21 protein-coding genes and 1 pseudogene are annotated in these 26,725 nt (G+C 72.0%); 10 read left to right on the forward strand and 12 right to left on the reverse strand.

What is annotated here, in order from left to right:
* Positions 1–135 precede the first annotated feature (135 nt).
* Positions 136–1,047, reverse strand: a complete 912-nt coding sequence (locus tag OG933_RS04590; protein ID WP_405625504.1) for a hypothetical protein — start codon at positions 1,045–1,047, stop codon at positions 136–138.
* Between the two features lie 352 nt (positions 1,048–1,399).
* On the opposite strand from OG933_RS04590, the gene OG933_RS04595 reads away from it, so the two are divergent.
* Complete coding sequence (locus tag OG933_RS04595; protein ID WP_405625505.1) at positions 1,400–1,819, forward strand: cupin domain-containing protein; 420 nt, start codon at positions 1,400–1,402, stop codon at positions 1,817–1,819.
* 21 nt (positions 1,820–1,840) lie between these two features.
* On the opposite strand, the gene OG933_RS04600 is transcribed toward OG933_RS04595, so the two are convergent.
* From OG933_RS04600 to rpmG, 3 genes are all read right to left on the reverse strand, one after another.
* On the reverse strand, positions 1,841–3,268 hold the full coding sequence (locus tag OG933_RS04600; protein ID WP_405625506.1) for an alkaline phosphatase family protein: 1,428 nt from the start codon (positions 3,266–3,268) through the stop codon (positions 1,841–1,843).
* Positions 3,269–3,533: 265 nt separating this feature from the next.
* On the reverse strand, positions 3,534–4,070 hold the full coding sequence (locus tag OG933_RS04605; RefSeq protein WP_362522056.1) for an isochorismatase family cysteine hydrolase: 537 nt from the start codon (positions 4,068–4,070) through the stop codon (positions 3,534–3,536).
* 177 nt (positions 4,071–4,247) lie between these two features.
* Positions 4,248–4,412 (reverse strand): 50S ribosomal protein L33, encoded by a 165-nt coding sequence (gene rpmG / locus OG933_RS04610; protein ID WP_405625508.1) that lies wholly within the window; start codon positions 4,410–4,412, stop codon positions 4,248–4,250.
* A gap of 210 nt (positions 4,413–4,622) precedes the next feature.
* Between rpmG and OG933_RS04615 the strand changes: the two genes are divergently transcribed.
* Positions 4,623–5,285 carry a lipoprotein gene (locus OG933_RS04615; RefSeq protein WP_405625510.1) on the forward strand — a complete coding sequence of 221 codons (663 nt, stop codon included), beginning with the start codon at positions 4,623–4,625 and terminating at the stop codon, positions 5,283–5,285.
* A gap of 119 nt (positions 5,286–5,404) precedes the next feature.
* Here OG933_RS04615 and OG933_RS04620 read toward each other — a convergent pair.
* Positions 5,405–5,847: pseudogene (locus OG933_RS04620) on the reverse strand (DUF72 domain-containing protein); the annotation flags it as partial.
* Between the two features lie 125 nt (positions 5,848–5,972).
* On the opposite strand from OG933_RS04620, the gene OG933_RS04625 reads away from it, so the two are divergent.
* The 4 genes from OG933_RS04625 to OG933_RS04640 all read left to right on the forward strand — a co-directional run bounded on the left by OG933_RS04625 (position 5,973) and on the right by OG933_RS04640 (position 13,923).
* Entirely contained in the window at positions 5,973–8,579 is a 2,607-nt protein-coding gene (locus OG933_RS04625; protein WP_362522060.1) for a SpoIIE family protein phosphatase, read from the forward strand.
* A 51-nt stretch (positions 8,580–8,630) separates the two neighbouring features.
* The gene (locus OG933_RS04630) at positions 8,631–11,327 is read left to right on the forward strand and encodes a SpoIIE family protein phosphatase (RefSeq protein WP_362522062.1); all 2,697 of its coding nucleotides are present in this window, start codon (positions 8,631–8,633) and stop codon (positions 11,325–11,327) included.
* A 132-nt stretch (positions 11,328–11,459) separates the two neighbouring features.
* The gene (locus OG933_RS04635; protein WP_020129625.1) at positions 11,460–12,824 is read left to right on the forward strand and encodes an FAD-dependent oxidoreductase; all 1,365 of its coding nucleotides are present in this window, start codon (positions 11,460–11,462) and stop codon (positions 12,822–12,824) included.
* Between the two features lie 133 nt (positions 12,825–12,957).
* On the forward strand, positions 12,958–13,923 hold the full coding sequence (locus tag OG933_RS04640; protein ID WP_362522065.1) for a DUF1152 domain-containing protein: 966 nt from the start codon (positions 12,958–12,960) through the stop codon (positions 13,921–13,923).
* A 197-nt stretch (positions 13,924–14,120) separates the two neighbouring features.
* Here OG933_RS04640 and OG933_RS04645 read toward each other — a convergent pair whose 3' ends face one another.
* Positions 14,121–14,489, reverse strand: coding sequence for a PadR family transcriptional regulator (locus tag OG933_RS04645; protein ID WP_405633236.1), 369 nt, complete (start codon positions 14,487–14,489; stop codon positions 14,121–14,123).
* 110 nt (positions 14,490–14,599) lie between these two features.
* Between OG933_RS04645 and OG933_RS04650 the strand changes: the two genes are divergently transcribed.
* Entirely contained in the window at positions 14,600–16,219 is a 1,620-nt protein-coding gene (locus tag OG933_RS04650; RefSeq protein WP_405625512.1) for a serine hydrolase, read from the forward strand.
* Positions 16,220–16,248: 29 nt separating this feature from the next.
* Here the strand turns inward: OG933_RS04650 and OG933_RS04655 are convergent, their stop codons facing one another.
* Positions 16,249–17,892, reverse strand: a complete 1,644-nt coding sequence (locus OG933_RS04655) for a protein kinase domain-containing protein (protein ID WP_405625513.1) — start codon at positions 17,890–17,892, stop codon at positions 16,249–16,251.
* A gap of 242 nt (positions 17,893–18,134) precedes the next feature.
* On the opposite strand from OG933_RS04655, the gene OG933_RS04660 reads away from it, so the two are divergent.
* The gene (locus tag OG933_RS04660; RefSeq protein ID WP_362522070.1) at positions 18,135–18,695 is read left to right on the forward strand and encodes a hypothetical protein; all 561 of its coding nucleotides are present in this window, start codon (positions 18,135–18,137) and stop codon (positions 18,693–18,695) included.
* A 69-nt stretch (positions 18,696–18,764) separates the two neighbouring features.
* Here the strand turns inward: OG933_RS04660 and OG933_RS04665 are convergent, their stop codons facing one another.
* The 4 genes from OG933_RS04665 to OG933_RS04680 all read right to left on the reverse strand — a co-directional run bounded on the left by OG933_RS04665 (position 18,765) and on the right by OG933_RS04680 (position 22,192).
* On the reverse strand, positions 18,765–19,250 hold the full coding sequence (locus OG933_RS04665) for a roadblock/LC7 domain-containing protein (protein ID WP_405625514.1): 486 nt from the start codon (positions 19,248–19,250) through the stop codon (positions 18,765–18,767).
* A 281-nt stretch (positions 19,251–19,531) separates the two neighbouring features.
* A complete protein-coding gene (locus OG933_RS04670) occupies positions 19,532–20,062 on the reverse strand; it encodes a cupin domain-containing protein (protein ID WP_405625516.1) in 531 nt (176 codons plus the stop codon).
* A 49-nt stretch (positions 20,063–20,111) separates the two neighbouring features.
* On the reverse strand, positions 20,112–21,191 hold the full coding sequence (locus OG933_RS04675; protein ID WP_405625518.1) for a phosphotransferase family protein: 1,080 nt from the start codon (positions 21,189–21,191) through the stop codon (positions 20,112–20,114).
* Positions 21,188–22,192, reverse strand: coding sequence for a C-terminal binding protein (locus OG933_RS04680; RefSeq protein WP_405625519.1), 1,005 nt, complete (start codon positions 22,190–22,192; stop codon positions 21,188–21,190). The genes OG933_RS04675 and OG933_RS04680 overlap by 4 nt, the downstream gene beginning before the upstream one ends.
* 738 nt (positions 22,193–22,930) lie before the next feature.
* Between OG933_RS04680 and OG933_RS04685 the strand changes: the two genes are divergently transcribed.
* Entirely contained in the window at positions 22,931–24,199 is a 1,269-nt protein-coding gene (locus tag OG933_RS04685) for an MFS transporter (RefSeq protein ID WP_405625521.1), read from the forward strand.
* Between the two features lie 97 nt (positions 24,200–24,296).
* On the opposite strand, the gene OG933_RS04690 is transcribed toward OG933_RS04685, so the two are convergent.
* The gene (locus tag OG933_RS04690) at positions 24,297–25,076 is read right to left on the reverse strand and encodes a fumarylacetoacetate hydrolase family protein (RefSeq protein WP_362522080.1); all 780 of its coding nucleotides are present in this window, start codon (positions 25,074–25,076) and stop codon (positions 24,297–24,299) included.
* A gap of 182 nt (positions 25,077–25,258) precedes the next feature.
* On the opposite strand from OG933_RS04690, the gene OG933_RS04695 reads away from it, so the two are divergent.
* A complete protein-coding gene (locus OG933_RS04695) occupies positions 25,259–26,290 on the forward strand; it encodes a LacI family DNA-binding transcriptional regulator (protein WP_405625523.1) in 1,032 nt (343 codons plus the stop codon).
* Positions 26,291–26,725 lie beyond the last annotated feature (435 nt).

Raw genomic sequence — 26,725 nt, forward strand, 5'->3', positions numbered from 1 at the left:
TGGCGTCTGCGCCTGTTCTGTACCAAGGAGTGCTCCTACACGTCGTCGTCGGCGGCCTTGGGCATGAGATCCCCCGGCCCTATACGCAGACGGACACAGGAGCGTTCAACCGCACCACGAATTCATAGCAAGATCTCAGGCGGACGCCGTGTCCTGCGCGTTCGTGGCGTCCTGCCGTCGCAGGCGCCCGCGCTCGTGCAGCAGTCCGAGGACGACGGCGGCGACCACCGCGATGAGGTGTTCGCGGCCGGCCAGGTTGGGCTTGGCGATCGACTCGAGCACCATCGAGCCGCCGGTGAGGAGGAACACGACGGGTGCGTGGCGGACGACCGAGAGATAGGTGAACAGCCCGACGACCGCCGCGGACGGGCCGGTGTCGAGCACCTGTCCGACCTCGGGCGGCAGACCCAGGCCCCACCATCCCGGCCCCATCGCCATCATGACCCGCACGGTGAGGGTGCCTGCCAGGGTGGCCGCGTAGGCGATCAGCAGGGTCCTGCGGCGGCCGAGGGCGAGTTCGGCCAGGGCGAAGGCGAGGAACAGCTGGGTGATGCCGGCCCACACCGGCAGATCGAGGGCCGGGACGTACAGGGAGACCGGCGTGCGCAGCAGGGCGAGCCACAGCGGCAGGTCGCCCTGGACCCCACCCAGGATCCGCACCGCCGTCCCGCCCGTGGGGTGCTGGGCGATGGCGTGGAAGAAGATCACGCCCGCGCAGGCCACGAACGCCAGCAGGAGGGCGCCGGGCCCGCGTCGGCGCAACTGCCGCAGGGGGTCGACGACGATGCCGTACCACTCGCCCCGCAGTGTCCGGCCGACGAAGCCCGCGGTGCGGGCGAGCGCACCACCGAGCGGCCCGGCTTCCGAACGGCCGGCGCGCGGCTCGCCCTCGGAACGGCCGACGCGCGGCTCGTCCCCGGAACGGCCGACGCGCGGCTCGTCCCCGGAACGGCCGACGCGCGGCTCGTCCCCGGAACGGCCGACGCGCGGCTCGTCCCCGGAACGGCTCTCGCGAGGCCGCTCCACGTCCGGACGCAGGATGCTCAAGGTCTCCCCCAAACACTGGTCGCATGATGTCTCATACGATTCACGCCCTGAAGGACGCAAGGGAGGCCCGCGAGGGTCACTCCCGCGGAAGCCGTCTACCTCACATTTCCACCGGGCTTCGGTCAGGGGGCGCGGCCGGGGAGATCCGAGGGAGATTCGAGCAGGAGACGCGGGGCGACAGGCACCGGTGCGCTCGATGACACCCGGTCACTTCTCCGTGACTCAAGTGGGTTAATGTCACTGCTGTGGAACGCACTGACCAGCGGAACATGCCCCCGGCCAGGTTACGTCGCACAGTGGGCCCGACCGGCCCCGGCGACCCCGGCCCCCGCCCGCCCCGGACGACCGCCGCGTGAACCGCTCGTCGCCCGTCGAGGCCCGCCCCATCGCCGAACCCACCGCCGAACCCGCACCGACCCTGCTCGCCGACGGTCTGCTCACCGAACGGCTCGCCCTGGCCGCACCGGAGAACACCAGGGTCGTGGTCGCCGACTACGAGATCCCGCCGGGCCACTCGCTGCCCTGGCACTACCACGAGGGCCGGGTCGTCGCCGTGGTGACGGCGGGCGTCCTGACCCGGATCCTGGCGGACGGATCCGAGTGCGTGACGCCCACCGGCGGATGCATCGTCGAACCGGTGGGTCCGCAGGGCGTGCACATGGCGGAGAACCGGGAGCCGGAACCGCTGCGCATCTGCGCCCTCTTCTTCCTTCCGCAGGACCGCCCGCTGTCTACGCGCGCAGATCCGCCCGACCTGTTCGTCCACCGCTGACGCGGGGCGTGCGCGTCCGGGTCAGAGCTGCGGCCGGGGGCCCGTCTCCTGGACCGGGAACGACTGCTCGGCACCCGGCAGGGTGGGCCGGGGCAGCGTGGCGACCTCCTCCTTCGCCTTCTGCAGCTGCTCCGCCGTGTCGTCGGGCAGCGCCGGCGCGAGCGGGCTGGTGGACGCGAAGCGGAAGGCGGAGGTGAGGTCCCCGAAGGCGCTGCGCCGCCAATCGCTGATGTTGGGCTCCATGACCCCCGTGAGTCTCTCCAGGAACCGCAGGGTCGAGGTGTGGTCGAAGGGCTCCGAGGCCACCCAGCCGCCCACGGTCCAGGGCGAGACGACGATGGCGGGGACCCGGAAGCCGCCTCCGATCGGCAGCCCGCCGACGAACTCGCCGGACGTGCCGACGGGCGGGGTCGGCGGGGGCACATGGTCGAACAGGCCGTCGTTCTCGTCGTAGTTGAGGATGAACGCGGTCTTGCGCCAGACCTCGGGGTTGTCCGCGATGGCCTCGAGCTTCGAGGCGACGAAGGCGGCGCCGGCCGCGGGCAGGTAGTCGGGGTGCTCCGACTGGTGCCCCGGCGGCACCAGCCAGGACACGGTCGGCAGCCGGTCGGCCCGGGCGTCGTCCTCGAAGGTGCCCTCCGGCTGCGGCCGGACGCCCCGCTCGTACAGCTCGGAGCCCGGTCGCGCGTTTCTGAACGTGTCGAACTGCTCCAGCAGGTTGCAGCCGTAGTCGTCCTCCTGCTGGTACACCTTCCAGTCGACCCCGGCCGCCTGGAGCCGTTCCGCATAGGTCGTCCAGCTGAACGGCGTCGGGGCGGAGTTGCGGACGACGGGCCCGCCCCGGGCGCCGTCGGGGTCGATGGTGCCGGTCATCCACATCAGCCGGTTCGGCCAGGTCGGGCCGAGAACCGAGCAGAAGTAGTGGTCGCAGACGGTGAAGGTCTCGGCGAGGGCGAACTGGAACGGGATGTCCTCGCGGGTGTGGTAGCCCATGACGTACGGGGCGTTGGCGCCGTCGGCCGTGCGGTGGGCCGACATCCAGCGGTCCATCCGGCCGCCGTTGTACGCCTCGTGCTGCACCGACCAGGCGTGGCTCGTGGACGGGATGGCCTGGGCGCTGGAGGTGTGGGTGTCGAGGTGGAAGGGCAGCAGGTAGCCCGCGGGGTTCTCGGCGTCGGGCTGATAGAAGACGGAACGTCCGGTGTCGAGGGTGAGCGCTTCGGGGTCGGCGAAGCCGCGCACGCCGGACAGGGTGCCGAAGTAGTGGTCGAAGGAGCGGTTCTCCTGCATCAGCAGGACGACGTGTTCGACGTCGGCGAGTGAGCCACGGCGGGACGGTCCGGCCGCGACGGCCTTCTGCACGCTCGGCGGGAGGAGGGAGAGCGCCGCGGCGGCGCCCAGTACGCCCGCGGTCGAGCCCAGGAGTCTGCGACGGGTCAACTCGGCCATGTGTGGTGTGCCCCTTGCTGAGCGGAGGAAGCGGAAGAAGACGCAGAAGCGGAGGAACCCGGGAAGCGGAGGAAACAGGCAACGCGGGGATCAGAGAACGCGGGGAGCAGTGAAAAGCGGCGCCCGCGCCCCCCGTGCGAGACGGGCGCCCGCTCGCTCTCCGCATCCGTCTCGGCATCCGCCTCCGCCCGAACCGGAACGCGGAGATCGCGGCTGCGGCGCACCGAACCGACTGCCCGTCAGACTCCGAGCGGCGCAGGGCCGTTCAGGTCCACAGCTCACAGCTGTCGCGTACGCGCGCGCCCATGTTGCGCTCCATCATCAGCAGCGCCGCGTCCGCGAGATCGGCGTGGATGTGGGCGACCGCGTCCCGGGGGACGGTCACGTCGAAGTGGCGGATGTGGGCGTCGAGGGCCGAGTACAGGACGCACTGCTCGGTGACCTGTCCGCACAGGACGAGGTGGTCGACGCCCTCCTGCTGGAGCAGGTAGGACAGCGGGGTCTCGAAGAAGATCGAGTGCCGTGCCTTGACGACGAAGAGCGAGTCCGCGTCGGGCACCAGTGGCTCGACGAGTCCGGCGTGCGGGCCCGAGAGTGCCTCGTCGAGGAGTTCACCGTGGTGGGAACGCCACTGGCCGAAGTTGTCGTTGACGTAGACGACGGGTTCGCCGGCGCGGCGGGCCCGGTCGAGGAGACCGGCGGCCACCGGGACCACCTTGCGGGCCGACGGCAGGAGCAGGTCGGCGTCCGGGTGGTCGTAGGTGTTGATCATGTCGATGACGATCAGCGCGGTCTTGCTCATGCCTGTATGGATTCCCGGCGGAGCGTGAATATGACGGAACGTCACCCGTCCGCGCGATGTCCGCGCAACGCCCGCGCGACGTCCGCACGAGAGAGCGGCCGGGGCCCCTTTCCGGGGTCCCGGCCGCTCCGCTGTCTCGGGTCGGCGCCGTTCAGCCCTGCCGGGCCGGCGCCGGCCTCATCGCGCCTCTCGGAAGGAGACGTGCCGTCCGGCGACGGGGTCGTACTTGCGCAGGACCAGCCGGTCGGCGTCGTTGCGACGGTTCTTGCGCGTCACGTAGGTGACACCGGTACCGGCCGTGGACCTGAGGGTGATGACGGGACGCGCCGTACTGCGGGGCATGGGGGACTCCTCTCGCACCGACTCGCACCTGCTGATCGGTGCATGTCAGTCACGCGCTACAACAGGGGGTGGGGCCGGGACATTCCCGGCCGCGTCCGCTCCCGTGGCGAATCTCGGTGGCGGTGGCCACGACCCCCTCGGTTACAGTGCTCCGCCGGTATCGCGCCGGCGCCGAGAGGAGACACAACAGTGCGCTTTGGGGCGGGGACCATGGGGAACGTGGGACAGGGGCTGACGCTGGCGGCCCTGTTGACGGGGCTGATGACGGGATGTGCGGCCGAGGAGGCCGAACCGGACGGCACGTCGGGGGCGACGGGGGCGTCGGCGAGGACGACCGCGAAGGTCGCGCAGCGCGGCGGGTCGATCGGCGCCGCCGGGTCCGCCTGCGAACTTCCCGTCACCTTCGACATCGCCGAGTTCTGGAAGGCCGAGGCCGTCGACGCCGAGGAGGCGACCGGCGCCACCGACGACCTGGCCGACCTCGCCGACGCCTTCCTGCGCCAGGGCCCGGTCACCATGGCCTGCGAGGTCGACGCCAAACCCGCGGGGAAGATCGGGTTCCTGCGAGTGTGGACGGGTGAGCCGGGCGACACCGACGCGCGTGCCGTGCTGGAGGACTTCGTGGCCGCCGAGCAGGGGGCGAGCGGGGCGCGGTACAGCACGGTGAAGGCGGGCGAGATCACCGGCACCGAGGTCGAGTACGTCACCACGAGCGAACTCCTCGAGGAGACGAAGAAGGAGCACGCGCTCGCCGTCACCACGACCGAGGGCCCCGTCGTCCTGCATCTGGGCGGCATGGACACCTCGGAACACGAAGCGATGCTCCCGGCGTACGAACTGGCCAAGAGCACCCTGCACACCACCGCCGGCTGACCGCCCCGGACCACACCCCGCGGCGCGCGCGACCACCATGCCCACGCGCGCCCCGGTGAGCGGCCCGCGCCACAGAGCCCGCCGAGCCCGGTCGGCCACCCGGGCCGGGGGGTCGGTCGGGCCGGGCTGCGGCCGTGCAGGCGGACGACCGCCAGCCGCGCGCAGGTGACGGGCGTGACGGGCGGCACGGCGGACGGCAGGGACTGCTCCATGTCGACGGCGACGGTGGCGAAGCCGTACGACCGCAGCAGATCGGCCGTCGCGTGCTCCCGCCCGTCCCGCCACCAGTCCGGGTGCCGGAACTCGACACAGACCGGCCACCCGGCGGTGCGCTCGGCGCACTGGGCGAGGAACGCGTGGGCCCGTGCGCCGGGACGGAACCACGGCGGGAACTGGAAGAGGGCAGCGCCCAGTAGTAGGTCGCGTCGACCTCGACGACCGGGAAGCGTTCGGCGTAGTGGCGCAACCGTCCCTCCGCGTCGCGTCGCCCGGCCGGATACCAGCCGCTGGAGACCAGTGCCCGGTCCGTCCAGGAGCAGGCGCCCACCAGAATCTCGCTCATGGCGTGCCGGTTGCCCCGCCCGGAACCGTTCTCCCCGAGGTCGCGCAGCAGATGCACATCCGGCCAGGTGTGGCGCATTCTTACTGTGTCGCCCAAGCGGCGGCGCACGGACGAGGTAGGGCCGAATGACTGGGAGCGCCGGAAACGAGCGGAAGCCGTCCGGGCCACCGCCCGCGCTGCTGACCGGGGCCGTGGCGGACGCGCTGCGGGCGACGGGCGGCCACACCGGTGGCGTGTACCTGTGTTCGACCACCTCCCGGCTGCTGCGCCTCGCGGTCCTCGCGGGGCTGCCCGGTCCGCTGTTCCGCCCCTGGTGGCGGGTGCACATGGACCGGCCGTTCCCGGTGGCCGACGTGTACCGGACGGGCGTTCCGGTGGTGCTGGCCAACGCCACCGAGATGATGCGTCACTATGCGCAGCTCGCGGCGGGCCTGCCCTTCCAGTTCGGTTCGCTCTACGTGCCCGTCGTCGCGGACGGGCGGTCCTTCGGGGTGCTGGCCGTCCTGCGCCCGGCGGCGGCCGACGCGGCGGAGGTGCAGGCGGAGCGGGAGCGGCTGACGGCGGTGGCGGACGACCTGGGAGCGGCCCTGCTGCGGCTCGGGGCTGACGGCGGTGACGTCACCTGGGACGAGGAGCCGCTGTGCGTACGGCCGCCGGCCGCCGGACCGGCCCCGGGGCGCGTCGGGCGGTTCTCCTGGGACCCGGCGACCGACGTCGTCACACTCGACGAGCAGGCACGCACCCTGCTCGGTCTGCCCCCGGACGAGTTCCCGGGCACGCTGGAAGCCCTGGCCCGGGCCGTCGACCCGACGGACGCCCACCGGCTGCCGGGCCTGCTGCACCGGACGGCCCGGGGCCGGCCGCCGCCGCTGCCGCTCCAGGTGCGCACCACCGAGGGCGGACTGCGGCTCCTCGAACTGTGGGATGCGACGGGCGTGGCGACCGACCCGGGCGATGCCACCGCCGCGTCCTCCGCCCTGCCCCGCCCCATCGCCGGCGTCCTCCTCGATCCGGGCCCGGGCGCCCTGGCCGACGGAGCCGCCGACCTCCTCCCGGAGGGGGTGTTCTGTCTCGACCGGCTGGGGCTCGTCGTCTACGCCAACGCGCGGGCCGGGCACCTTTTGGGCGTGCCGCGGGACGGGCTGGTCGGCCGGTCGCTGTGGGAGGCCGTGCCGTGGCTGAACCAGCCCACGGTCGAGGAGCACCTGCGCGGCGCCCTGCTGTCGCCGGAGCCCGCGCACTTCCATGTGCGGCTTCCCGTCCCGACCGACCCCTCCTTCGTCCCGCGGCCGTACGAGGGGGACTGGCTGAGCATGTCCCTGTACCCGGGCGCGGATCTCGTCACCTGCAAGGCGGTCCCGGCGAACCGCGTGCCGAACGAGACGGCCCCCGAGCCCCCGGAGACGGACGCCCCCGCGTCCGGCACCGCCGCCTCGACCACCCCGCTCTACCGGCCCATCGTCCTGGCCATCGCGCTGACGGAGGCCGTGACCGCCCGCCAGGTGTCGGCGGTGGTGATGCAGGAGCTGCTGCCCGCGTTCGGCAGCCGTCGGCTGGCCATCTACCTGCTCCAGGAGAGGCATCTGTACCTGGCGTGGGAGTCCGGTTTCCCCGAAGGCTTCCTGGCCCCCTTCGAAGGGGTGGGCCTCGACACCCGGCTGCCCGGTGTGGAGACCCTCACCACGGGCCGGCCGCTCTTCTTCGACTCGATGCAGCAGCTGGCGGACGCCTATCCGGGCATCGACCTCGACGCGTCGGAGGGCGCGCGCGCCTTCCTCCCGCTGATCGCCTCGGGCCGCCCGGTCGGCTCGTGCATCCTCGGCTTCGACCGCTCACGCAGTTTCAGCTCCGAGGAACGCACGGTGCTGACCGCGCTCGCCGGGCTGATCGCCCACGCGATGGAGAAGGCGCAGCGCTACGACACCGAGGCCGCCCTCGCCCGAGGGCTCCAGCAGGCCCTGCTCCCCCGGCGGCTGTCGCAGCACGCGCGCGTGGAGACCGCGGGACGCTATCTGCCGGGTACCGAGGGCATGGACGTGGGCGGCGACTGGTACGACGTCGTGGAGGCCGGGGACGGGCTGGCCCTGGTCATCGGGGACGTGCAGGGGCACGGCGTGCAGGCGGCGGCCACCATGGGACAGCTGCGCAGCGCGGTGCGGGCGTTCGCGCTGGGCGACCGGCCGCCCGAGGAGGTCATGGGCGGCACGAACCACCTCCTCATCGACCTGGACCCCGGCCAGTTCGCCAGTTGCTGCTACGTCCGGCTCGACCCGGCCACCGGTCTGGCCCGGGCGGTCCGCGCCGGGCACCTGCCGCCGCTGCTGCGCCACCCCGACGGCCGAACCGAGGTCGTGGAACTGCCCGGCGGCGTGGTGCTCGGGGTGGACCCGCGCGCCCATTACCCGGTGACGGAGCTGCGACTGGAGCCGGGCGCGATCCTCGCCCTCTACACGGACGGGCTGGTCGAGCGGCCGGGCCACGACATCGACGACGGCATCACGGATCTGCGCCGGGCCCTGGCCGGGGCGGGGTCCAGGCGCCCTCCGGCCGAGACCGGCGCCGCCGGACCCGCGGCCGAGGCTCGTACCGGCCGTTCCCTCGCGGACGTCGCCGACCTGCTCACCGCGACGGCCCGGCAGGCCGCGGACAGGGCGGACGACATCGCGCTGCTGCTGGCCACCCGGCGGGCGGCCGAAGTCACTCACGGCAAGCGTGCGGGACACGGTCCGTGACCGTGCGTGACGACTCTCGCCTCGCGCGGCCCGGCAGTGTAGACATGGCACATGGTCCGACTCCTGGGGCGCTCGGATGCCCGGCCGGCCCGTCGTCCCCGGGGCCCACGGGTCCGGCGTACGCCTGAGTCCGCACTGGGCGGGCGCAGTCTCGCCGCGCAGGTGTTCGTCCTCCAAGTGGTCATCGTGCTGCTGCTGGTCGTGGCCGCCGTGGTGGCGCTGCTGCTCCAGGTGCGTCACGACACCACCCAGGAGGCCCGCAACCGCTCCGTCGCGGTCGCGCAGACCTTCGCCAACTCGCCGGGCATCGTCGAGGCGTTGAACGCCCCCGACCCGACGGCCGTGCTCCAGCCCAAGGCCGAGGCCGCCCGCGAGGCGTCCGACATGGACTTCCTCGTCGTCATGAACACCGAGGGCATCCGCTACACGCATCCCAAGCCGGACCGCATCGGCAAGAAGTTCGTCGGGAACATCCAGCCGGCGCTGGACGGCGGGATCGTGGTCGAGGAGGTCAACGGGACCATCGGCCGGCTGGTCCAGGCGGTGGTACCGGTGAAGACGGCCGACGGGACCGTGGTCGGGCTGGTGTCGTCCGGGATCACCACCGCGCACGTCGGCGGCAACGCCGACCGGCAGCTGCCGCTCGTCCTCGGCAGCGCCGCGGTCGCCCTCGCGCTGGCCACGGCGAGCACGGCGCTGGTCAGCCGCCGTCTGCTGCGCCAGACCCACGGCCTGGGACCGCGCGAGATGACCCGGATGTACGAGCACCACGACGCCGTCCTGCACTCCGTACGGGAAGGGGTGATCATCGTCGGCGGCGAGGGCGACCTGCTGCTCGCCAACGACGAGGCGCAACGCCTGCTCGACCTGCCCCCGGACGCCGAACGGCGCCAGGTCCTCGATCTGGGACTCGACCGGGACACCGCCGAACTGCTGGCCTCCGGACGGATGGTCACCGACGAGGTGCACCTGGTCGGGGAGCGGCTGCTGGCGATCAACCAGCGGCCCACCGACCTGGCGGGCGGACCGGCGGGCAGCGTCGCCACCCTGCGCGACTCCACGGAGCTGCGCGCCCTGTCGGGCCGGGCGGAGGCGACCCGCGAGCGCCTGGACATGCTGTACGCGGCCGGCGTGGCCATCGGGACCAGCCTGGACGTCACCAGGACCGCCGAGGAGCTGACGGAGCTGGCCGTGCCGCGGTTCGCGGACTTCGCGTCCGTGGATCTGTTCGACGCCGTCCTTCAGGGCGAGGAGCCGGGGGCCCGGGGCACGCTGCGCCGCACGGCGGTCAGCGCGATCCGCAAGGGCGCGCCGCTGTACGCGGTGGGCGAGCGGATCCGGTTCGTGGACTCCGCCCCGCAGGCCCACAGTCTCGGCGAGGCGCGGGCGGTCCTGGAGGCCCGTCTCGCCGAGGCGCCGGGCTGGCGCGCCCAGGACCTCGAACGGACCGAGCAGGTCGTGGAGTTCGGCATCCACTCACTGATCACCGTGCCCGTGCGGGCGGGGTCCCTGATTCTGGGCGTGGTCAGTTTCTGGCGTTCGGAACGGCCGGATCCGTTCGACCCGGACGAGGTGGTGCTCGCGGAGGAGCTGGTGGCGCGGGCCGCGATCTCCATCGACAACGCGCGCCGGTTCACCCGCGAGCACGGCATGGCGGTCACCCTCCAGCGCAGCCTGCTGCCGCGCACCCTGCCGGAACAGAACGCCCTGGACATCGCCTACCGCTATCTGCCGGCGCAGGCGGGTGTGGGCGGCGACTGGTTCGACGTGCTGCCCCTGTCCGGGGCCCGGGTCGCCCTCGTCGTCGGTGACGTGGTGGGCCACGGGCTGCACGCGGCGGCCACCATGGGCCGGCTGCGGACCGCGGTGCACAACTTCTCCGCCCTGGATCTGGCCCCGGAGGAACTCCTCGGTCTGCTGGACGAGCTGGTGGCCCGTATCGACCAGGACGAGGCGGACGACGGCACCGACGCGGCCGTCTCCGGGGCGACCTGTCTGTACGCCATCTACGACCCGGTCTCCCGGCGCTGCACGATCGCCCGGGCCGGCCATCCGCCGCCGGCGCTGGTGCACCCCGACGGCCGGGTCGAGTACCTCGAGGTGCCCGCCGGACTGCCGCTCGGACTGGGCGGGCTGCCGTTCGAGACGGTCGAGCTGGAGCTGGCCGAGGGCAGCTCGCTGGTGCTGTACACCGACGGGCTGGTGGAGGACCGGGAACGGGACATCGACACCGGTCTGGAGCTGCTGCGCACCGCCCTGGAGCGGGGCTCCGACGGTCCGCCCGAGGGGACCTGCCAGGCCGTCCTGGACGCCCTTCTGCCGCCCCGCCCCAACGACGACATCGCGCTGATCGTCGCGCGTACCCGGGCGCTGGGTGCCGACCGGGTCGCGGAGTGGGACGTGCCGGTGGACCCGGCGGCGGTCGGCGAGGTGCGGGCGGCCGTGGTGCGGCAGCTGGCGCGCTGGGACCTGGAGGACCTGTCCTTCACGACGGAACTGATCCTGAGCGAACTGGTCACCAACGCGATCCGCTACGGCAGCGCCCCGGTGCGCGTCCGGCTGCTGCGCGACCGCACCCTGATCTGCGAGGTCGCCGACAGCAGCAGCACCTCACCGCATCTGCGGTACGCGGCCATGACCGACGAGGGGGGCCGCGGGCTGTTCCTCGTGGCGCAGCTGACCGACCGCTGGGGCACCCGTTACACCGCCAAGGGCAAGGTCATCTGGGCCGAACAGCCGCTGCCGTGAGGCGAGTCGGCCGCCGCTCCACTCATAAATGATGCTTATGAGTCCATAGACCGGACCCGCGTACCGGGTAAGGTTTGCCTTAGTTTAGGCTTCCCCCGAGTCGATCTGTCGCCACTCGAAGGGAACCTGATCATGCCCCGCCCCCTGCGGGTAGCCATTGTCGGAGCCGGCCCCGCCGGGATCTACGCCGCCGACGCGCTGCTCAAGTCCGATGTGGCCGCCGACCCGGGTGTCTCCATCGACCTCTTCGAGCGCATGCCGGCCCCGTTCGGCCTGATCCGCTACGGCGTCGCCCCGGACCACCCCCGCATCAAGGGCATCGTCAACGCCCTGCACCAGGTCCTCGACAAGCCGCAGATCCGCCTCTTCGGCAACGTCGACTACCCCACCGACATCAGCCTGGACGACCTGCGCGCCTTCTACGACGCGGTGGTCTTCTCGACCGGCGCGACGGCCGACCGCGACATGTCGATCCCCGGCATCGAGCTCGACGGCTCCTACGGCGCCGCGGACTTCGTCTCCTGGTACGACGGCCACCCGGACGTGCCGCGCACCTGGCCCCTGGAGGCCGAGAAGGTCGCGGTCCTGGGAGTCGGCAACGTCGCCCTCGACGTGGCCCGCGTCCTGGCCAAGACGGCGGACGAGCTGCTGCCGACGGAGATCCCGGCCAACGTCTACGAGGGTCTGAAGGCCAACAAGGCACTGGAGATCCACGTCTTCGGCCGCCGTGGCCCGGCGCAGGCGAAGTTCTCCCCGATGGAGCTGCGCGAGCTCGACCACTCCCCCACCATCGAGGTCATCGTCGACCCCGAGGACATCGACTACGACGACGGCTCGATCGCCACGCGGCGCGGCAACAAGCAGGCCGACATGGTCGCCAAGACGCTGGAGAACTGGGCGATCCGCGACGTCGGCGACCGCCCGCACAAGCTGTTCCTGCACTTCTTCGAGTCGCCGGCCGAGATCCTCGGCGAGGACGGCAAGGTCGTCGGTCTGCGCACCGAGCGCACCGCCCTCGACGGCACCGGCAACGTCAAGGGCACCGGCGAGTTCAAGGACTGGGACGTCACGGCGATCTACCGCGCCGTCGGCTACCTCTCCGACAAGCTCCCCAAGCTGCCCTGGGACCTCGACTCGGGCACGGTCCCGGACGAGGGCGGCCGCGTCATAGAGGAGTCCGGCGAGCACCTGCAGTCGACGTACGTCACCGGCTGGATCCGCCGCGGCCCGGTCGGCCTCATCGGCCACACCAAGGGCGACGCCAACGAGACGGTGTCGAACCTGCTGGACGACCACGCGAACGGCCGTCTGCACACGCCCGCCTCGCCCGAGCCGGAGGCCGTGGAGACGTTCCTCGCCGAGCGCGACGTCCGCTTCACCACCTGGGAGGGCTGGTACAAGCTGGACGCCGCCGAGAAGGCGCTGGGCGAGCCGCAGGGCCGCGAGCGCGTGAAGATCGTCGAGCGTGAGGACATGCTGCGGGAGAGCGGCGCGTAGTCCCGGACGCGGGGTTCGGTCGCCGTGTCGGGCCACTCCGGCCACGGTCGGCCGAACCCCAACTCACCGACGGTGCAAGGTGGTTGACGTAATCCTGTTGGGCCGCGCGATCGACGCCTGTTAGCGTCCCGGGGTGTTCACCCTCCATGAGCCTCCCCTCTTCACCCGGCTGCGCGACGCGCGCCGGGTGCTGATCGCCGGTGCGGGCGGCGGTTTCGACGTGTACGCGGGCCTTCCGCTGGCGCTCGCCCTGCGCTCGGCGGGCAAGGAGGTCCATCTGGCCAACCTCTCCTTCGCCGACCTGTACGGGCTGCCCTCCGAGGTCTGGCTCCAGCCCGACGTCGCGGCCATCCGCCCCGACATCCCCACCCGCGGCGACTACTTCCCCGAGCGCACCCTGGCCCGCTGGCTCGACCGGAACGACCTCCCCGCCACGGTGTACGCCTTCCCGCGCACCGGAGTGGAACCCCTGCGAGCCGCCTACCGGGCGCTCCTCGACCACCTGGGCGGGGTGGACGCCGTCGTCCTGGTGGACGGCGGGACCGACATCCTGATGCGCGGCGACGAGCACGGACTGGGCACGCCCGAGGAGGACATGGCCAGCCTCGCCGCCGTACAGAGCCTCGACGACGTCCCCCACCGGCTGGTGGCCTGTCTCGGCTTCGGCGTGGACGCCCACCACGGGGTGAACCACTCCCTCGTCCTGGAGAACCTGGCCGCGCTGGACCGCGAGGGTGCCTACCTCGGCGCGTTCTCCCTGTCGCACCAGAGCCCCGAGGGGGCCCTCTACCTGGACGCCGTGGCCGACGCCCAGGCCCACACCCCGGGCCACCCGAGCATCGTCAACGGCTCCGTCGCCGCCGCCGTGCGCGGCGCCTTCGGCAACGTGCGGTTCACCGAGCGGACCAAGGACAGCGAACTGTTCGTCAATCCGCTCATGGCGCTGTACTTCTGCGTCGACGCGCCCGGCCTGGCCCGTCACAACCTCTACCTCGACCGCCTCGCCGACACCGTCCTGATGCGGCAGATCAGCTCCCGCATCGAGGAGTTCCGCGACGAACTCCCCCTCCTGCGCCAGCCGCGCGCCTTCCCGCACTGAGGCACGGCCGCGCGGGGGGGGCGGCGATGCTCGCCAGCGCGCGATGGTCGGTGTCCCACAGGTGGAGTGCTCTCCCGGCTGAAGCGGGGAGATTCCTGCCTACTTTGCGGCATCGGGCCACCACGCGGGCAGCAGGCGCAGGGCGGTGCGGTAGCGCCCTGCGAGCAGGGTGGGCGTGCCGGGCGTCATACCGGTCGTCATGCCAGACCTCCGTCGAGTCCGGGCCCGGGGGCGGGCGGGGTGACGGTTCCGGGGGCGCGGCGGCCCTCGGCGATGCGGCGCCTGGCCGCCTCGGCTCCGGCCGCCATGCGGTCGGCCTCCGCGACGAGGGCATCGACCCCCTCGTCGGTGACGCGGTAGTAGCGCCTGAGCCGGCCCTGCTGGACCTCCTCGCGGTCTAGCGCGATGAGCCCGTCGGCGCTGAGCCGGTCGAGCACGCCGTACAGCGTGCCGACCCTCAACCGCACCTCGCCGTCGGAGAGTTCCTCTATCTCGCGCAGGATGCCGTAGCCGTGCCGGGGCTGGTCTGCGAGGGCCGTCAGCACGAAGAAGGCGGCCTGGGTCATGCTCCTCGATGCCATAGGACTGAATATATCGGCTTCCGATATATTCAGCACGGCGATACACCGAGTCGTGCACGCACCTCGGCAGGACACCGTTCCTGGCGAGGCGTTCAATGGTCTGCATGGGTGTTCGGCAGACGACAACACGCCACCGGGCGAAGGCCCCGGCCGCCCTGGCGGTGGCCGCACTCCTGCTCGTCCCCGGTGTCCTCGCCGCCGCTCCCCCGCCCCAGCCGCCTGCGCAGCTGACGGCGGCGGAGGTGAACGCGGCCGTGGGGAAGCTCGACGGGATCGTGCGGGACGGAATGGAGCGGACGGGCGTGCCCGGGGTCGCGGTCGCCGTCGTGTACAAGGACCGGGTCGTGTACCTGAAGGGCTTCGGCGTCCGCCACGAAGGCCGGTCCGCCCGGATCGACCCCGACACGGTGTTCGAGCTGGCGTCACTGTCCAAGCCGCTGGCGTCGACCGTCGTCGCCGGAGCGGTGGGCGAGGGCGAAGGCGAGGGCGAGGGCGAGGGCGACGAGAAGATCGGCTGGGACGACCCCGTGGCCGCCCATCTGCCCGGCTTCGCCCTCAAGGACCCGTGGGTGACGCGGAACGTCACGGTGGCCGATCTGTTCGCCCACCGCAGCGGCCTGCCCGACCACTCGGGCGATCTGCTGGAGGACCTCGGCTACGACCGCGACTACATCCTCAGCCACCTCCGGTACGAGCCCCTGGCCCCGTTCCGCGCCTCCTACGCCTACACCAACTACGGCCCGACGGCGGCCGGTCAGGCGGTCGCGGACGCCGAGGGCACGACCTGGGAGAAGCTCTCCGAGGACACCCTGTACAAGCCCGCCGGGATGGACTCCACCAGCTCCCTCTTCGCCGACTACGAGGCCGCGAAGAACCGGGCCGACCTGCATGTGAAGGCCCCCGACGGCACCTGGCGGGCCCAGTTCGTGCGCGACGCCGACGCCCAGTCCCCGGCGGGCGGCGCCAGTTCCTCCGCCCGTGACATGTCCCGCTGGCTGCGCCTCCAGCTGGCGAACGGCAAGCTCGACGGCGAGCAGATCATCCCGGCCGCGCAGCTCGAGCGCACCCACCTCCCCGCGATCGTCTCCAACCCCCCGCAGACGCCGGCCGGCCGCACGGGCTTCTACGGCCTCGGCTGGAACGTCAGCTACGACGACCTGGGCCGCCTGCGTCTGAGCCACTCGGGCGCCTTCGCCCTCGGCGCGAACACCAACGTCACCATGCTTCCCGCGGAGCGACTGGGCATCGTGGTCCTCACCAACGGCAAGCCGATCGGGCTTCCCGACGCCATCGCGGAGAGCTTCTTCGACACCGCCCAGCACGGGAAGACCACGGCAGACTGGCTCGACCTGATCGGGAAGGTCTACGCACAGCAGGAACAGGCGGAGGTCTCGCCCACCGACTACTCCACCCGGCCCGCCGACGCGGCCGCCGCCCGCCCCGACGCGGCCTACACCGGGACGTACGCCAACAGCTTCTACGGTCCGCTGACCGTCGCCTCGTCCGGCGGCGAACTGACCATGCGGCTGGGCCCGAAGCCGACGACGTTCCGGCTGACCCACTACGACGGCGACACGTTCAGCTTCCGGACGGTCGGCGAGAACGCCGTCGGACTGTCCGGCGTCACCTTCCACGGCGACCGCGACGGCAAGGCGACCCGGGTGACCGTGGAGGCGTTCGACGAGACCGGCCTGGGCACCTTCACCCGCGAATAGCGCGGACAGCGCAAGCCGGCGGCCGGGAGTCAGCCGTCGTCGCGCGGGTGGGTCTCGATCACCCGGGCCCGCACATCGGCCCTGAGGTAGGCGCTGCCGTAGTCGTCGGACAGATAGACGCTCATCGTCGGCCCGGTGTCGAAGATGGTGGAGCCCGGGTTGATCACCAGGTACCGGCTCGTCGGCTCGGCGACGCCCAGGACCTCGGTGGCCCTGGCGAGCAACGCGGGCACGGCGTCCCAGTCGTAGACGTGCAGGTCGACGGGGATCGCGCCGGTCATGACGGTGCCGCCCGGCCCGTCCTTCACCGCCACGTCGCCGCCCCGGTACATGTACCGGTCGTAGAGCTTCGGGTGACCGGCGACGGGGGCGTCGGCGATGGCGTACTCCCCGTACACCACAAGGCTGGTGACCTTCGTCCCGCCCATGACGGCGGTCAGCTTCGCCACGGCCGTCCTGAGGCCCTTCTCGCTGAGCAGGTCGACCTTCTCCGCGGCGGCGACCCCGCCGGACGAGCCGCCCGAGGACCCGCCCGAGGGCCCGCCGGAGGACGTCTGCCGGGCGCTCTGCGACACGGACGGCTTCGGCGTGGCCGCACCGCCGGTGCCGCCGTCGTCGGTGTTCGGGAGCAGCGTCCACACCAGCACGCCCGTCAGGGCCGTGCCGAGGACGGCTCCGGTGACGGCCTTGCCACGGGTCCGGCGTCCTCGGGTCGGGGCGGTGGTGTGCGGCGGGGCGGGGGTGACGCCTGCGGCGGCGGGCGGGGCGAGCGGGTAGGAGGTCGGCGGGGCGTGCGGCACCGATGCCGGCGCCGGCTGCGACGGGCCGGGCGCGTCCCCGGTCACGGCCGCGAGCATCCGGTCGACCTCCGCCGCGTCGGGGCGGGCCTGCGGGTCGCGCACGAGCAGCGCCTTGAGGACACCGGTCAGCGGCCCGGCCCGGCGCGGTTCGGGCACGTCCTCGCCGAGCACGGCGGCCAGCGTGGCGAGCGTGCTCGCCCTGCGCAGCGGATGGTGGCCCTCCACGGCGACGTACAGCAGCATCCCCAGCGACCAGAGGTCGGCGGCGGGACCGCCCTCCTTGCCGCTGACCCGTTCCGGCGCCATGAAGTCGGGTGAGCCGATGACGGCGCCGGTGGCGGTGAGACTGGCGGACTCGCGGACGGCGGCGATACCGAAGTCGGTGAGCACGGGCCGCCCGTCGGGGCGGAGCAGGACGTTGGCGGGCTTCACATCGCGGTGCTCGATGCCGACGGCGTGCGCGGCGCGCAGCGCGGACAGCACCTCGCGGCCCAGGCGCGCGGCCTCGGCCGGCGTCATCACGCCCCGGTCGAGCCGGTCCTGGAGGGAACCGCCCTCGACCAGTTCCATCACGATCCACGGATACGTGTTCTCGCCGCCGTCGACGATGTGGTGGATCGTCACAACGTTGGGGTGGTGGACGCGGGCCAGCGCGCGGGCCTCGCGCAGGACGCGCTCACGCAGCGTCCGGGCGCCCTCGGGGTCGTACTCGGCGAGATCCGGGTCCGGGGGCCGCACCTCCTTCACGGCCACGTCCCGACGCAGCGCCAGGTCGTGGGCCCGCCACACCAGGCCCATGCCTCCGCCGCCGAGTCGCCCGACCAGCTCGAAACGGCCGTCGACGACGCGTCTGTGGGGTTCCGCTGTGCTCATGGAGGGAGCTTAGGGGTACGGACCGACAGGCGGTGCGTCGGCCGGAAGGGCACAGCGTGAATGGTCCGCGGGGGCCCCGGGCATGCTGTGAGCGAGGTCACTTCCGCCGGGCCGTGCGGGACCACTCCCGGACCGCTCCCCCACTCGCTCATCGCCCTCCCCCACGAAGGACATGTGCTTTGGCTCTTATGTACCCTGACGCCCCATCGGCCCGCCGTCCGGGCCGCTGCTGGACGATCCGTGTGGTCGGGCACCGGGACCGCACCGCGTCGGTCACCTGCTCCTCGCCGTGCGTGATGCCGCCGCGCTCCCGGGACATCGCGGCCCTGCGCCGCTTCGCGGTGGCCCACGCGGCCGCGCACGCCAGAGCGGCGGCGGTGCACCACGACGCCGCCTGCTGGTGCCGTCGCCAGCGGTGCGCGCTGCACGAGGGCACCCGGGTCGCCTGCGCGGGCTCCGTCGTCCTCGTCCTGCGGCACGACCCGGCGGTCGGCCAGGTGTGGACCCTCAGCGAAGTCTGCGCCGCCTGCGCCCCGTTGCTGCCCCACGCGCGCGTACTGACCCGTGCGGCGCCACCACCGCCCCGCGTTCCGGACCCGGACCCGGCACCGGGCACGGAGGCGGGCCGGGGAGCGGGCACGGGTCCGGCACCCTCCGGGCCGGCGACGCCGACCGTGGGGCCACCGCGTCTCGTACCCGGCGGGTTCAGCGCTCCCTCGTCGGGAGCGGGGGCGGGCCCGGAACGGAGTGGCGGCCGACGACGCGGGGTCGCCGGACGCCGCGGCCGGGCCACCGGGTCGTAGGCGCTCCCGACGGAGTCCGCCACAGTCCGCCGGAGTCCTGCGCAGCCCTCCGGAGCCCTCCGGAGTCCGTCAGGGCTCGTATCGGGACTGCGGCGGGATGCGTATGGGCAGAGCGCCGAGGATCCGGCCGCGGAACTGCGGAGCCGGTGGCTCGCCGCCATGGACGACGGGCCCGTCGTCCATGGACCGCGCCGCCAGCAGCTCGGCGATGCGCGCGCCGCCGCGCCGCCCCTCCAGGTGCAGACGGCCGACGTTGGCCCGGTCGTCGGCGAGCAGCGTCAGGACGGCCGACGGCCCGGCCGCGTAGGTCGCGAGGTAGCCCCCGGCGCCGCGCACCAGCAGTTCGCGGAACTCGCCGCGGTCGGCGAGATCGACCATCCGGCGCCCCACGCCGAGCGCCGCCGCGGTGAGCGCGGCCAGGCCCTCCGGCTGCACGTCCGGCATGTCCTCGGCGAGGACGAGACCGTCGGCACCGGCCGCCAACGCCCCCGTCAGGTCCGGTATCCGGGTTCGCAGCCGGTGCAGTTCGTTCAGAACCTCGGTCTCGACGGCCATGACCGTTGCCCCTTCGGCGCGTTGTCGGCTGACGCGGATCAAGTGCGGTGCGGCGCGCGGTGGTTCAGATACTCCTGAGGCTACGGAAAGGAACGACCGGAAGCGATGGCTCCGGCATTTTCCTTTGGAATGTGCCGTGGAACGGGAGGTACCGCCGAACCCGGGCGTTCTACCGGCGTTCTTGCAGTTCAAGCGCCGTTCTTCGCGACCCCGGCTCGCCGGACACGACGGTCCCGGCAGGAGCCCGAAGCCGATGTGTGACGACGGAGCCCTGCGCAGCGTCAGCCGTCGCCTTCCACGCCGACCAGAACGAAGGCCATCGTGACCGGCTGGTCGCTGCGGTTGCGCCAGCCGTGCCGGGTGCCGTTCTGGATCACGAGGTCTCCTGCCGAGAGCTCCGTACAGCGGCCGTCGTCGAGTTCGAGGACGATCTCGCCCTGGAGCACGATGCCGTAGTCCACCGTCGGCGTCGTGTGCATGCCGTCGGGCTCCATGAGGTCCGCGATGCCCGGTGAATCGGCCCGCTGCTCGCGGTCGAAGGCGACGGGGTCGAACGCCGGGTCGGCCATCGCGCTGTCCGGCGGGAAGGTCAAGATCACGAACCGGGTGCCGCCGGGCGCCGGAAGCAGGCTGGTGACCTTCGAAGTGGGGTCCTCTCCGCTCCGGGTGACGGGCTCACCGGGTTCGGTGGCCCAGGGCAGTCGGGACACCCAGCCCGGCAGACTGGTGAACTCCCGGCTGCGTGGGACGGGGCCGTCGCTGACGACGACCGACCGGCCGCACTCGTCGTGGCCGGTGACGACTCTGCGCATGTTCGTCTCTCCTCGGTCGTCGGTCCGTGCGACCGGCCCGGTCGGGCGGTCAGTCGACGGGTCGGTGGGTCGGTGAGTCAGCCGGGTCGGTCGCGGCCGCCCCGGTCGGGGCTCCGAGTGCCGTCGCCCAGGTGTCCAGGACATCCGCGACCGCGCACGCGGGCGCGCGGAGCAGGGCCGATGCCACGGTGCGCACGAACAGTCGGTGCCGTTCGTCCCCGAGGTACTCGACCGGGGACTTGCCGTCCACGCGCGCGAGCAGGAGCGCCGGCAGCAGTGACGCGGCCCGCGACTCCAGGGCCGGCCGGGGCTCCCAGTCGACGCACCGGCCGTATTCCTCCGCCAGCACCCGGGCGGACCGCAGGAGTTCCTCCCGGCGCTCCGGCACCACCAGGCTCTTGAGCAGCAGATGGTTGACGCAGAAGGACAGGTCGAAGGCCGGGTCCCCGTACCAGGCGCACTCGGCGTCCAGCAGTACGGGCCCGGACGGGCCGACGAGGATGTTCTTGGGGCTGACGTCGCCGTGCACCAGAGCGAGGTGCGTGTCCGCCGTACGGTCGGCGAGGGCCTGGAGAATGTCGCGCAGGTCGGGGTGCGCGGCAGCGGTCGCGAGCAGGTAGGGCTCGATACGCAGGGCGTGGAAGTTGTCGTCGGTGGCGAACTCCGCGGCGAGGGCCGCTTCTCCCGCGCTCGCCGCGTGGAGACGGCCGAGCAGTTCTCCGACGGCGGCCGCGGTCGCCACCCGCACCTCGCCGCGCAGCAGTTGTGCCTTCCACATCGGGTACCGCTCGGGGGGCAGGAACGCCATCGCGAAGAGGCCGGCACCGGGATCGTGCGCCAGCAGCTCGGGCACGCTGTCCGGGCGGTGCCGGGACGCGAAGCGCATCCACGCCCATTCGTAGGCGTTGCGCGACACCGGCGCCTGCCAGTCGGCGGCGACCTTCAGCTTGGCCAGGGCGCGTTTGACGCAGAGGGAGCGGCCCGGCAGGTCCACTCGCCACAGGTCGGACGAGACGCCGCCGGTCAGTGGCGTCCAGTGTGCTGCCTCGTCGGCTCGGGCGAGCCGGTGCGCGATGAGGAAGTCGGTCAGCGCGGGTTCCGGGTTCGCCTCCGCGGGGGTCCGATTCATCGCGAGACCCCCGGCCCGGTGTGCAGACGGTGCGGAGTGTTGCAGGCGTGGGCCGGAGGCTCGTCCGACAGGATCCGCACGACCTCCTCGGCGGCGCGGCGGCGCAGTTCGGTGACCGAGGCGTCGGAGGAGAAGGCGATGTGCGGGGTGAGCAGCGCGCCCGGCTGCCGAAGCAGTCCGGCGGGGACGTGCGGCTCGGATTCCAGTACGTCGAAGGCCGCTCCGTCCAGGTGCCCCGTCTCCAGCGCCTCGACGACCGCGTCGGTGTCCACCAGGCCGCCCCGGCTGACGTTGACCAGCAGCCCGCCGGGCCGCATGGACGCCAGCTCGCCGGCGTCGATGAGGTGATGCGTGGCGGGGGTGAGCGGCACATGGAGGATCACCGCGTCGCTGCGGCGCAGCAGTTCCTGCAGGCCCACCATCTCGACCTCCCGGGCGTCCTTCGGCGGGTACGGGTCATGGGCCAGGACCCGGCAGCCGAACGCGCCGAGCTTGCGGACGGTGGCGCGTCCGATGCGCCCGTACCCGACGACCCCGCAGGTCAGCGCGGACAGCCGGCGCAGGCGGGCCCCGGCGGGGTTCCAACGGCCGGCGCGGACCTCCCGGTCGGCCACGGCCAGACCGCGTGTCCAGGCCAGGACCATCGCGACGGCGTGGTCGGAGACCTCGTCGACACAGTAGTCCGGCACGTTGGTGACCCACACGCCGCGCTCGGTGGCGGTGTCGACGGCGATGTTGTCGAGTCCCACGCCGAGCCTGGCCACGATCCGCAGGTCCGGCGAGCTGCCGATCGCGGTGGCGGAGACGGGGGCCCAGCAGGTGAGGATGCCGGCGGGCCGGTGCTCGGCCACCAGTTCGTCGATCTCCTCGGCGGGGGCGGGATCGGCAGGTCCGGTGACAAGGGTGTGGCCGGCCTCTTCGATGACCGATCGCTCGACGGAGTCGTCGGGCCAGGCGTGGTCGGTGAGCAGCACGGTGCCGGGGCGGCTCGGTGGTTTCATGGCAGGTCGTCCTCGCTGAATCGTGCGGCCGCCGCGGACGGCCGGGCATCGAGCCCGATCACGCCCGGCGAACCGGTGCGGTCGCTGCCCGGACGGGAGGCCGTAGGGGTCTCCGGTCGGGCCGTCGGCCGTGCTGGGCGGGGCGGAAAGGTCGCTGGTCTCGGGTCGGGTCTCGCAGGCGCTCGCGACTTGTGGTCGGTGCGGGCGCCGCGGTGGGTCCGGGGAACGGGTCACGAGATGCCGGGAACGTCGAATCACTCTGTCACAGCCACGTGATGCTAACGATAGCATTCACGGCCTTCGGCACGTCAAGAGCGCGGCGCACTCCGCTCACCAGCGGTCCCCGACAAGGGGCGATCGCCCCCCTTCCCCACTCGGCCGGTCACAAAATGGGAGGTACACCGAAGAAATACGGTGTTCGGTCTTGACGCGTCGAATACTTCGCCCTCATGGTTTCTGCCAGCGCCGACCGCGTGACCGACAAGTGTCCACACGGTGTCCGGCTGTCGAAGACGTCATAGCCACGGACGTCCCCCGACGGGCGATATACGGCTGAATTCCGCATGCGGCATCCGACCGCGCGGCAGCACGTCGTCCTCATTCCGCCAATCGCCGACGGCGTCGCCGTCGCGTCTCGAGTCCGTGTTCAGCTCACCGCGACTCGTCATCGCCCGTACGCCTCGTACGGCGACGGATCCGCCGCGGCCTGCCGCGACACTTTCCTCCTCAGGAGCCGCCATGACTCACGCAGCGCAAGTCGACACCGGTGCGGCGCCCGCCGCAGAAACCCAGGAAGCCGGCAGAGCCCCCCTTTCCCGCGTGATGACCGGGGTGGGCTTTCTGCTGGTGGTCCTCTCGTACATGGTCAACGCGATGGACCGGCAGGTCTTCCCGCCCCTGCTGCCGAACATCCGTGCCGAGTACGGCTTCTCCCTGGAGCAGGGCGGACTGCTCGCGACGAACTTCACGCTCGGCATGGCCCTGGCCGGCCTGCCCGCGGGCTATCTCCTGGACCGCTTCCGCCGTAAGACCGTGCTGCTGGTCAGCATCGTGATCTACTCCCTCGGCACGGCAGCCACGCCACTGGCGACCGGCTTCGCCGACATGACGGTGTACCGGGTCGTCTCCGGTTTCGGCGAGGGCATGCAGTCCGCCGCCATCTTCGCGGCGATCGGCGCGTTCTTCGCCCACCGGCGCGGCCTCGCCTTCGGCGTCATCGGCGTGGGCTACTCGATCGGCGTGTTCATCGCCCCGCTCATCGGCGTCCGGCTCATGAGCACGCACGGCACCTGGCACTCGCCCTTCTACCTGTTCGGCACCGCCGGGCTGCTGATCGCCACCGCCGCCCTCTTCCTCGTGAAGACCGGCCTGACCGAGCACTCCGCCGACAAGACCGTCTCGACCAGGACCCACGAGTACATGCCGGTATCCGCCTATCACCGCAACACCATCGCGCTGGCCGTCCACTCCGTCGTCAGCGGTGTGGCCATCTACGGGTTCCTCGGCCTCTACCCGACGTACCTCATCACCTCGCTGCACTACACCGCCGGGCAGGCCGCTCTGGCCATGAGCCTGCTCGGCTTCGGCGGCATGACGGCCGTGTTCGGCGGCTGGCTCGGCGACCGCTTCGACCAGCGCAATCTGCTGATCGTGAGCCTGCTGGCCGTCTCCGCCATCAGCGTGTGCATCTACGAGACGTACGCCGGAGTCGCCGCGCAGTGCGCGTTCGCCTTCCTCATGGGCGCCTTCGGGTTGGGCTTCGTCTACCCCAACACCAACAGCGCGATGCAGCGGGCCGTCCGCCCCGGACAGATCGGACGGGCCTCCGGCCTCTTCGTCACGAGCTACTACGGACCCGCCGCGTTCTCGGGACTGCTGTTCGCCGCCCTGGTGGACGCCTTCGGCTGGAGCCGGGCCGGACTGCTCCAGGTCACGCTCCTGCCGCTGCTGGGCGTCGCTGCCCTGACCTTCGTCCGCACCTCGCAGTTCAACAACGCGGCCCGCTAGACGGACCCACCCGCCGCGCAGCGCCCGCATCAAGGGGCCTGCCCACCGCCGAGCGGTGGGCAGGCCCCTTGGAACGCCGCCCGGCGGGCGCTCGGAGTCAGCGGCTCTCGGCCACGACCGGATTGCGCAGCACGCCGATGCCCTCGATCTCCACCTCGACCTCGTCGCCGGGCCGGATCGGCCCGACGCCGGCCGGCGTGCCGGTCATGATCGCGTCTCCGGGCAGCAGCGTCAGATAGCGGCTGAGGTAGCTGACGAGGTCGGGAACGGCCAGCAGCAGGTCGGCGGTGCTCGCGGACTGCGCGACAACTCCGTTCACACGGGTCGTCAACTCCAGGTCCGAGGGGTCGAGTCCGGTCGCGATGACCGGCCCGAGGGGCGCGAACGTGTCCTGCCCCTTGCCGATCAGCAGCGTTCCGAACGCGCTCTCCTTGCGCTGCACAATGCGATCGCTGACATCGTTTCCGCACGTGTATCCGAGGATGTACTCATGGGCCTCCGAGGGTTCCACATGACGGGCTTCCTTTCCGATGACGACGACCAACTCGCCTTCGAAATGGATCAGTTCACCGTCCGCCGGATAGACGATGGCATCGCCCGGTCCGATCACCGCGGTGCTCGGCTTCATGAAGCACACGGGAACCTCCGGAACATCGCGGTCGGTCTCCTCGACGTGCGCGGCATAGTTGTAGGCGAACCCGAAAATCCGTGGCGATTCCAGCGGCGGGAGAATGACCGCGCCGCCCAGTTCGTCGATACACCCCGCAGGGGACAGTCCGGTGAAGGGATCGCCCTCGAATCTCGCGATCCCGGCACCGTCCGCTTCGAATTCTCCGTAGTAACGCTCGCAGCCGACGGCATATCTGACGATCCGCACGGACACCTCCGCAACCAGGCAGCCACGAGCGGCTGCACAGCCCATCCAGTAGTGCTAACGTTAGCATAAAGCCGATGATCGATTTGGCGCACCCGCTCCTCCGACCACGGAGCGCAACGAGAATGCTATCGTTGGCACACGGACGGTGACGGCGCGGGCCGGTCAGCTCAAGGGGGACTTACGTGATCACGACCAGGGACATCGCCGAGCGCCTGGGAATCTCGGTCTCCACCGTCGGCCGGGCGCTCTCCGACGACCCCCGGATCAGCGAGGAGACCAAGTTCCGGGTCCGCCAGGCCGCTTCCGACATGGGATACGTCGGCAATCGCGCGGCCCGGATGATGCGGGGCGCCTCCAGCAACGTGATCGCACTGGTGATCCCGGACATCCGCAACAGCTTCTACTCGACCATCGCGCACGAGTTGTCCAAGAACATGGAGGCCGAGGGCTTCCAGCTGATGCTCTCGGAGACCGACGACGACCGGATGGTGGAGCTGCGCCATCTGCGCGAGCTGTCCGCCAACCGCGTCGCCGGCGTGATCATCGTGCCCACGGCCCGCCCGCACAACGACTCGGTCAAGCTCCTGCGCGGCCTCCCGCACCTTCAGCTGTTGCGCCGCCACCCCTCTCTCGGCGCCCAGTGGTTCGGCGTGGACGACCACGAGGCACTGCGCGAGGCCACGGCGCATCTTGTCGCCCAGGGTCACACCCGCCTCGCGTATGTCGGCGGACCCGAGGAACTGCCCACGGGTGCCGAGCGACTGCGCGGCTTCCACAGCGCCCTGCGCGACGGCGGACTGCCCGACGACGCCGGGCGCACGGAGCTCGGCCCGCCGTCCTCCGTGGACCACGGCCGCCAGGCGGTACGTCGGCTGCTGAGCGGTCCCGACGCGCCCAGCGCTCTCGTACTGGGATCGATCCAGCTCACCCTGGGCGTTCTGGAAGAGCTGTCCCGGCAGGGCGTGAAGGTGCCCGAGGACCTGTCGGTGGTCGGGTTCGGGGAAGAGCCGGGATTCTCCTGGTGGGGTCCCGGACTCACCACGATCGGACTGCCGATCCAGGAGATGGCCACCGGTTGCGCGCTCTGGCTGCTGCGCAGACTCAAGACGAAACCGGGCGACGACAGCCCCTACACGTCACTCTCCCCCGGTTCGCTGGTGGTGCGCGGCAGCACGGCACCTCCGCAGGGAAGGGCTCGGTCCGGGTCCGCCTGAGACCCGGAGCGGCCCGCCGGGCAGGCCCGGCCCCACCTGCGCATGTGACAGCGCCCGGAGACATCTCTCCGGGCGCTGTCACATGCGGGACCGACAGCGGGCCTGCGAGCCGGGGCAGGTCAGTGCGCTTTGCTGCGCCGCTCTGCACGTCTCGGCACCCACCCGTCCCGGACGCGCGCCGGCCAAGAAGGCCGTGCGGAACAGTGGCGCCGCAAGAGGGCTGAAGCGTCATGTCGGGCCGGCCGGCCCTCCCGTCGGCCCGAGTCCGGCCCGGCGGACCCGCGCCGCCTGTGCTGTCCGTCCGTCCAGGAGGGCGCGGGTCCGCCGGAGTTCTTGGGTCCCATCGAGTTCTGTGCGAACGATAGCATTGACGACTCGAAGAGCCAAGAAAGCGTGATGAGCAGCAAATTCATGCACGCAGAGCGGTCGCACCCC

The sequence above is a fragment of the Streptomyces sp. NBC_00016 genome, from assembly GCF_045040885.1.
GTDB classification, from domain to species: Bacteria; Actinomycetota; Actinomycetes; order Streptomycetales; family Streptomycetaceae; genus Streptomyces; species Streptomyces coriariae.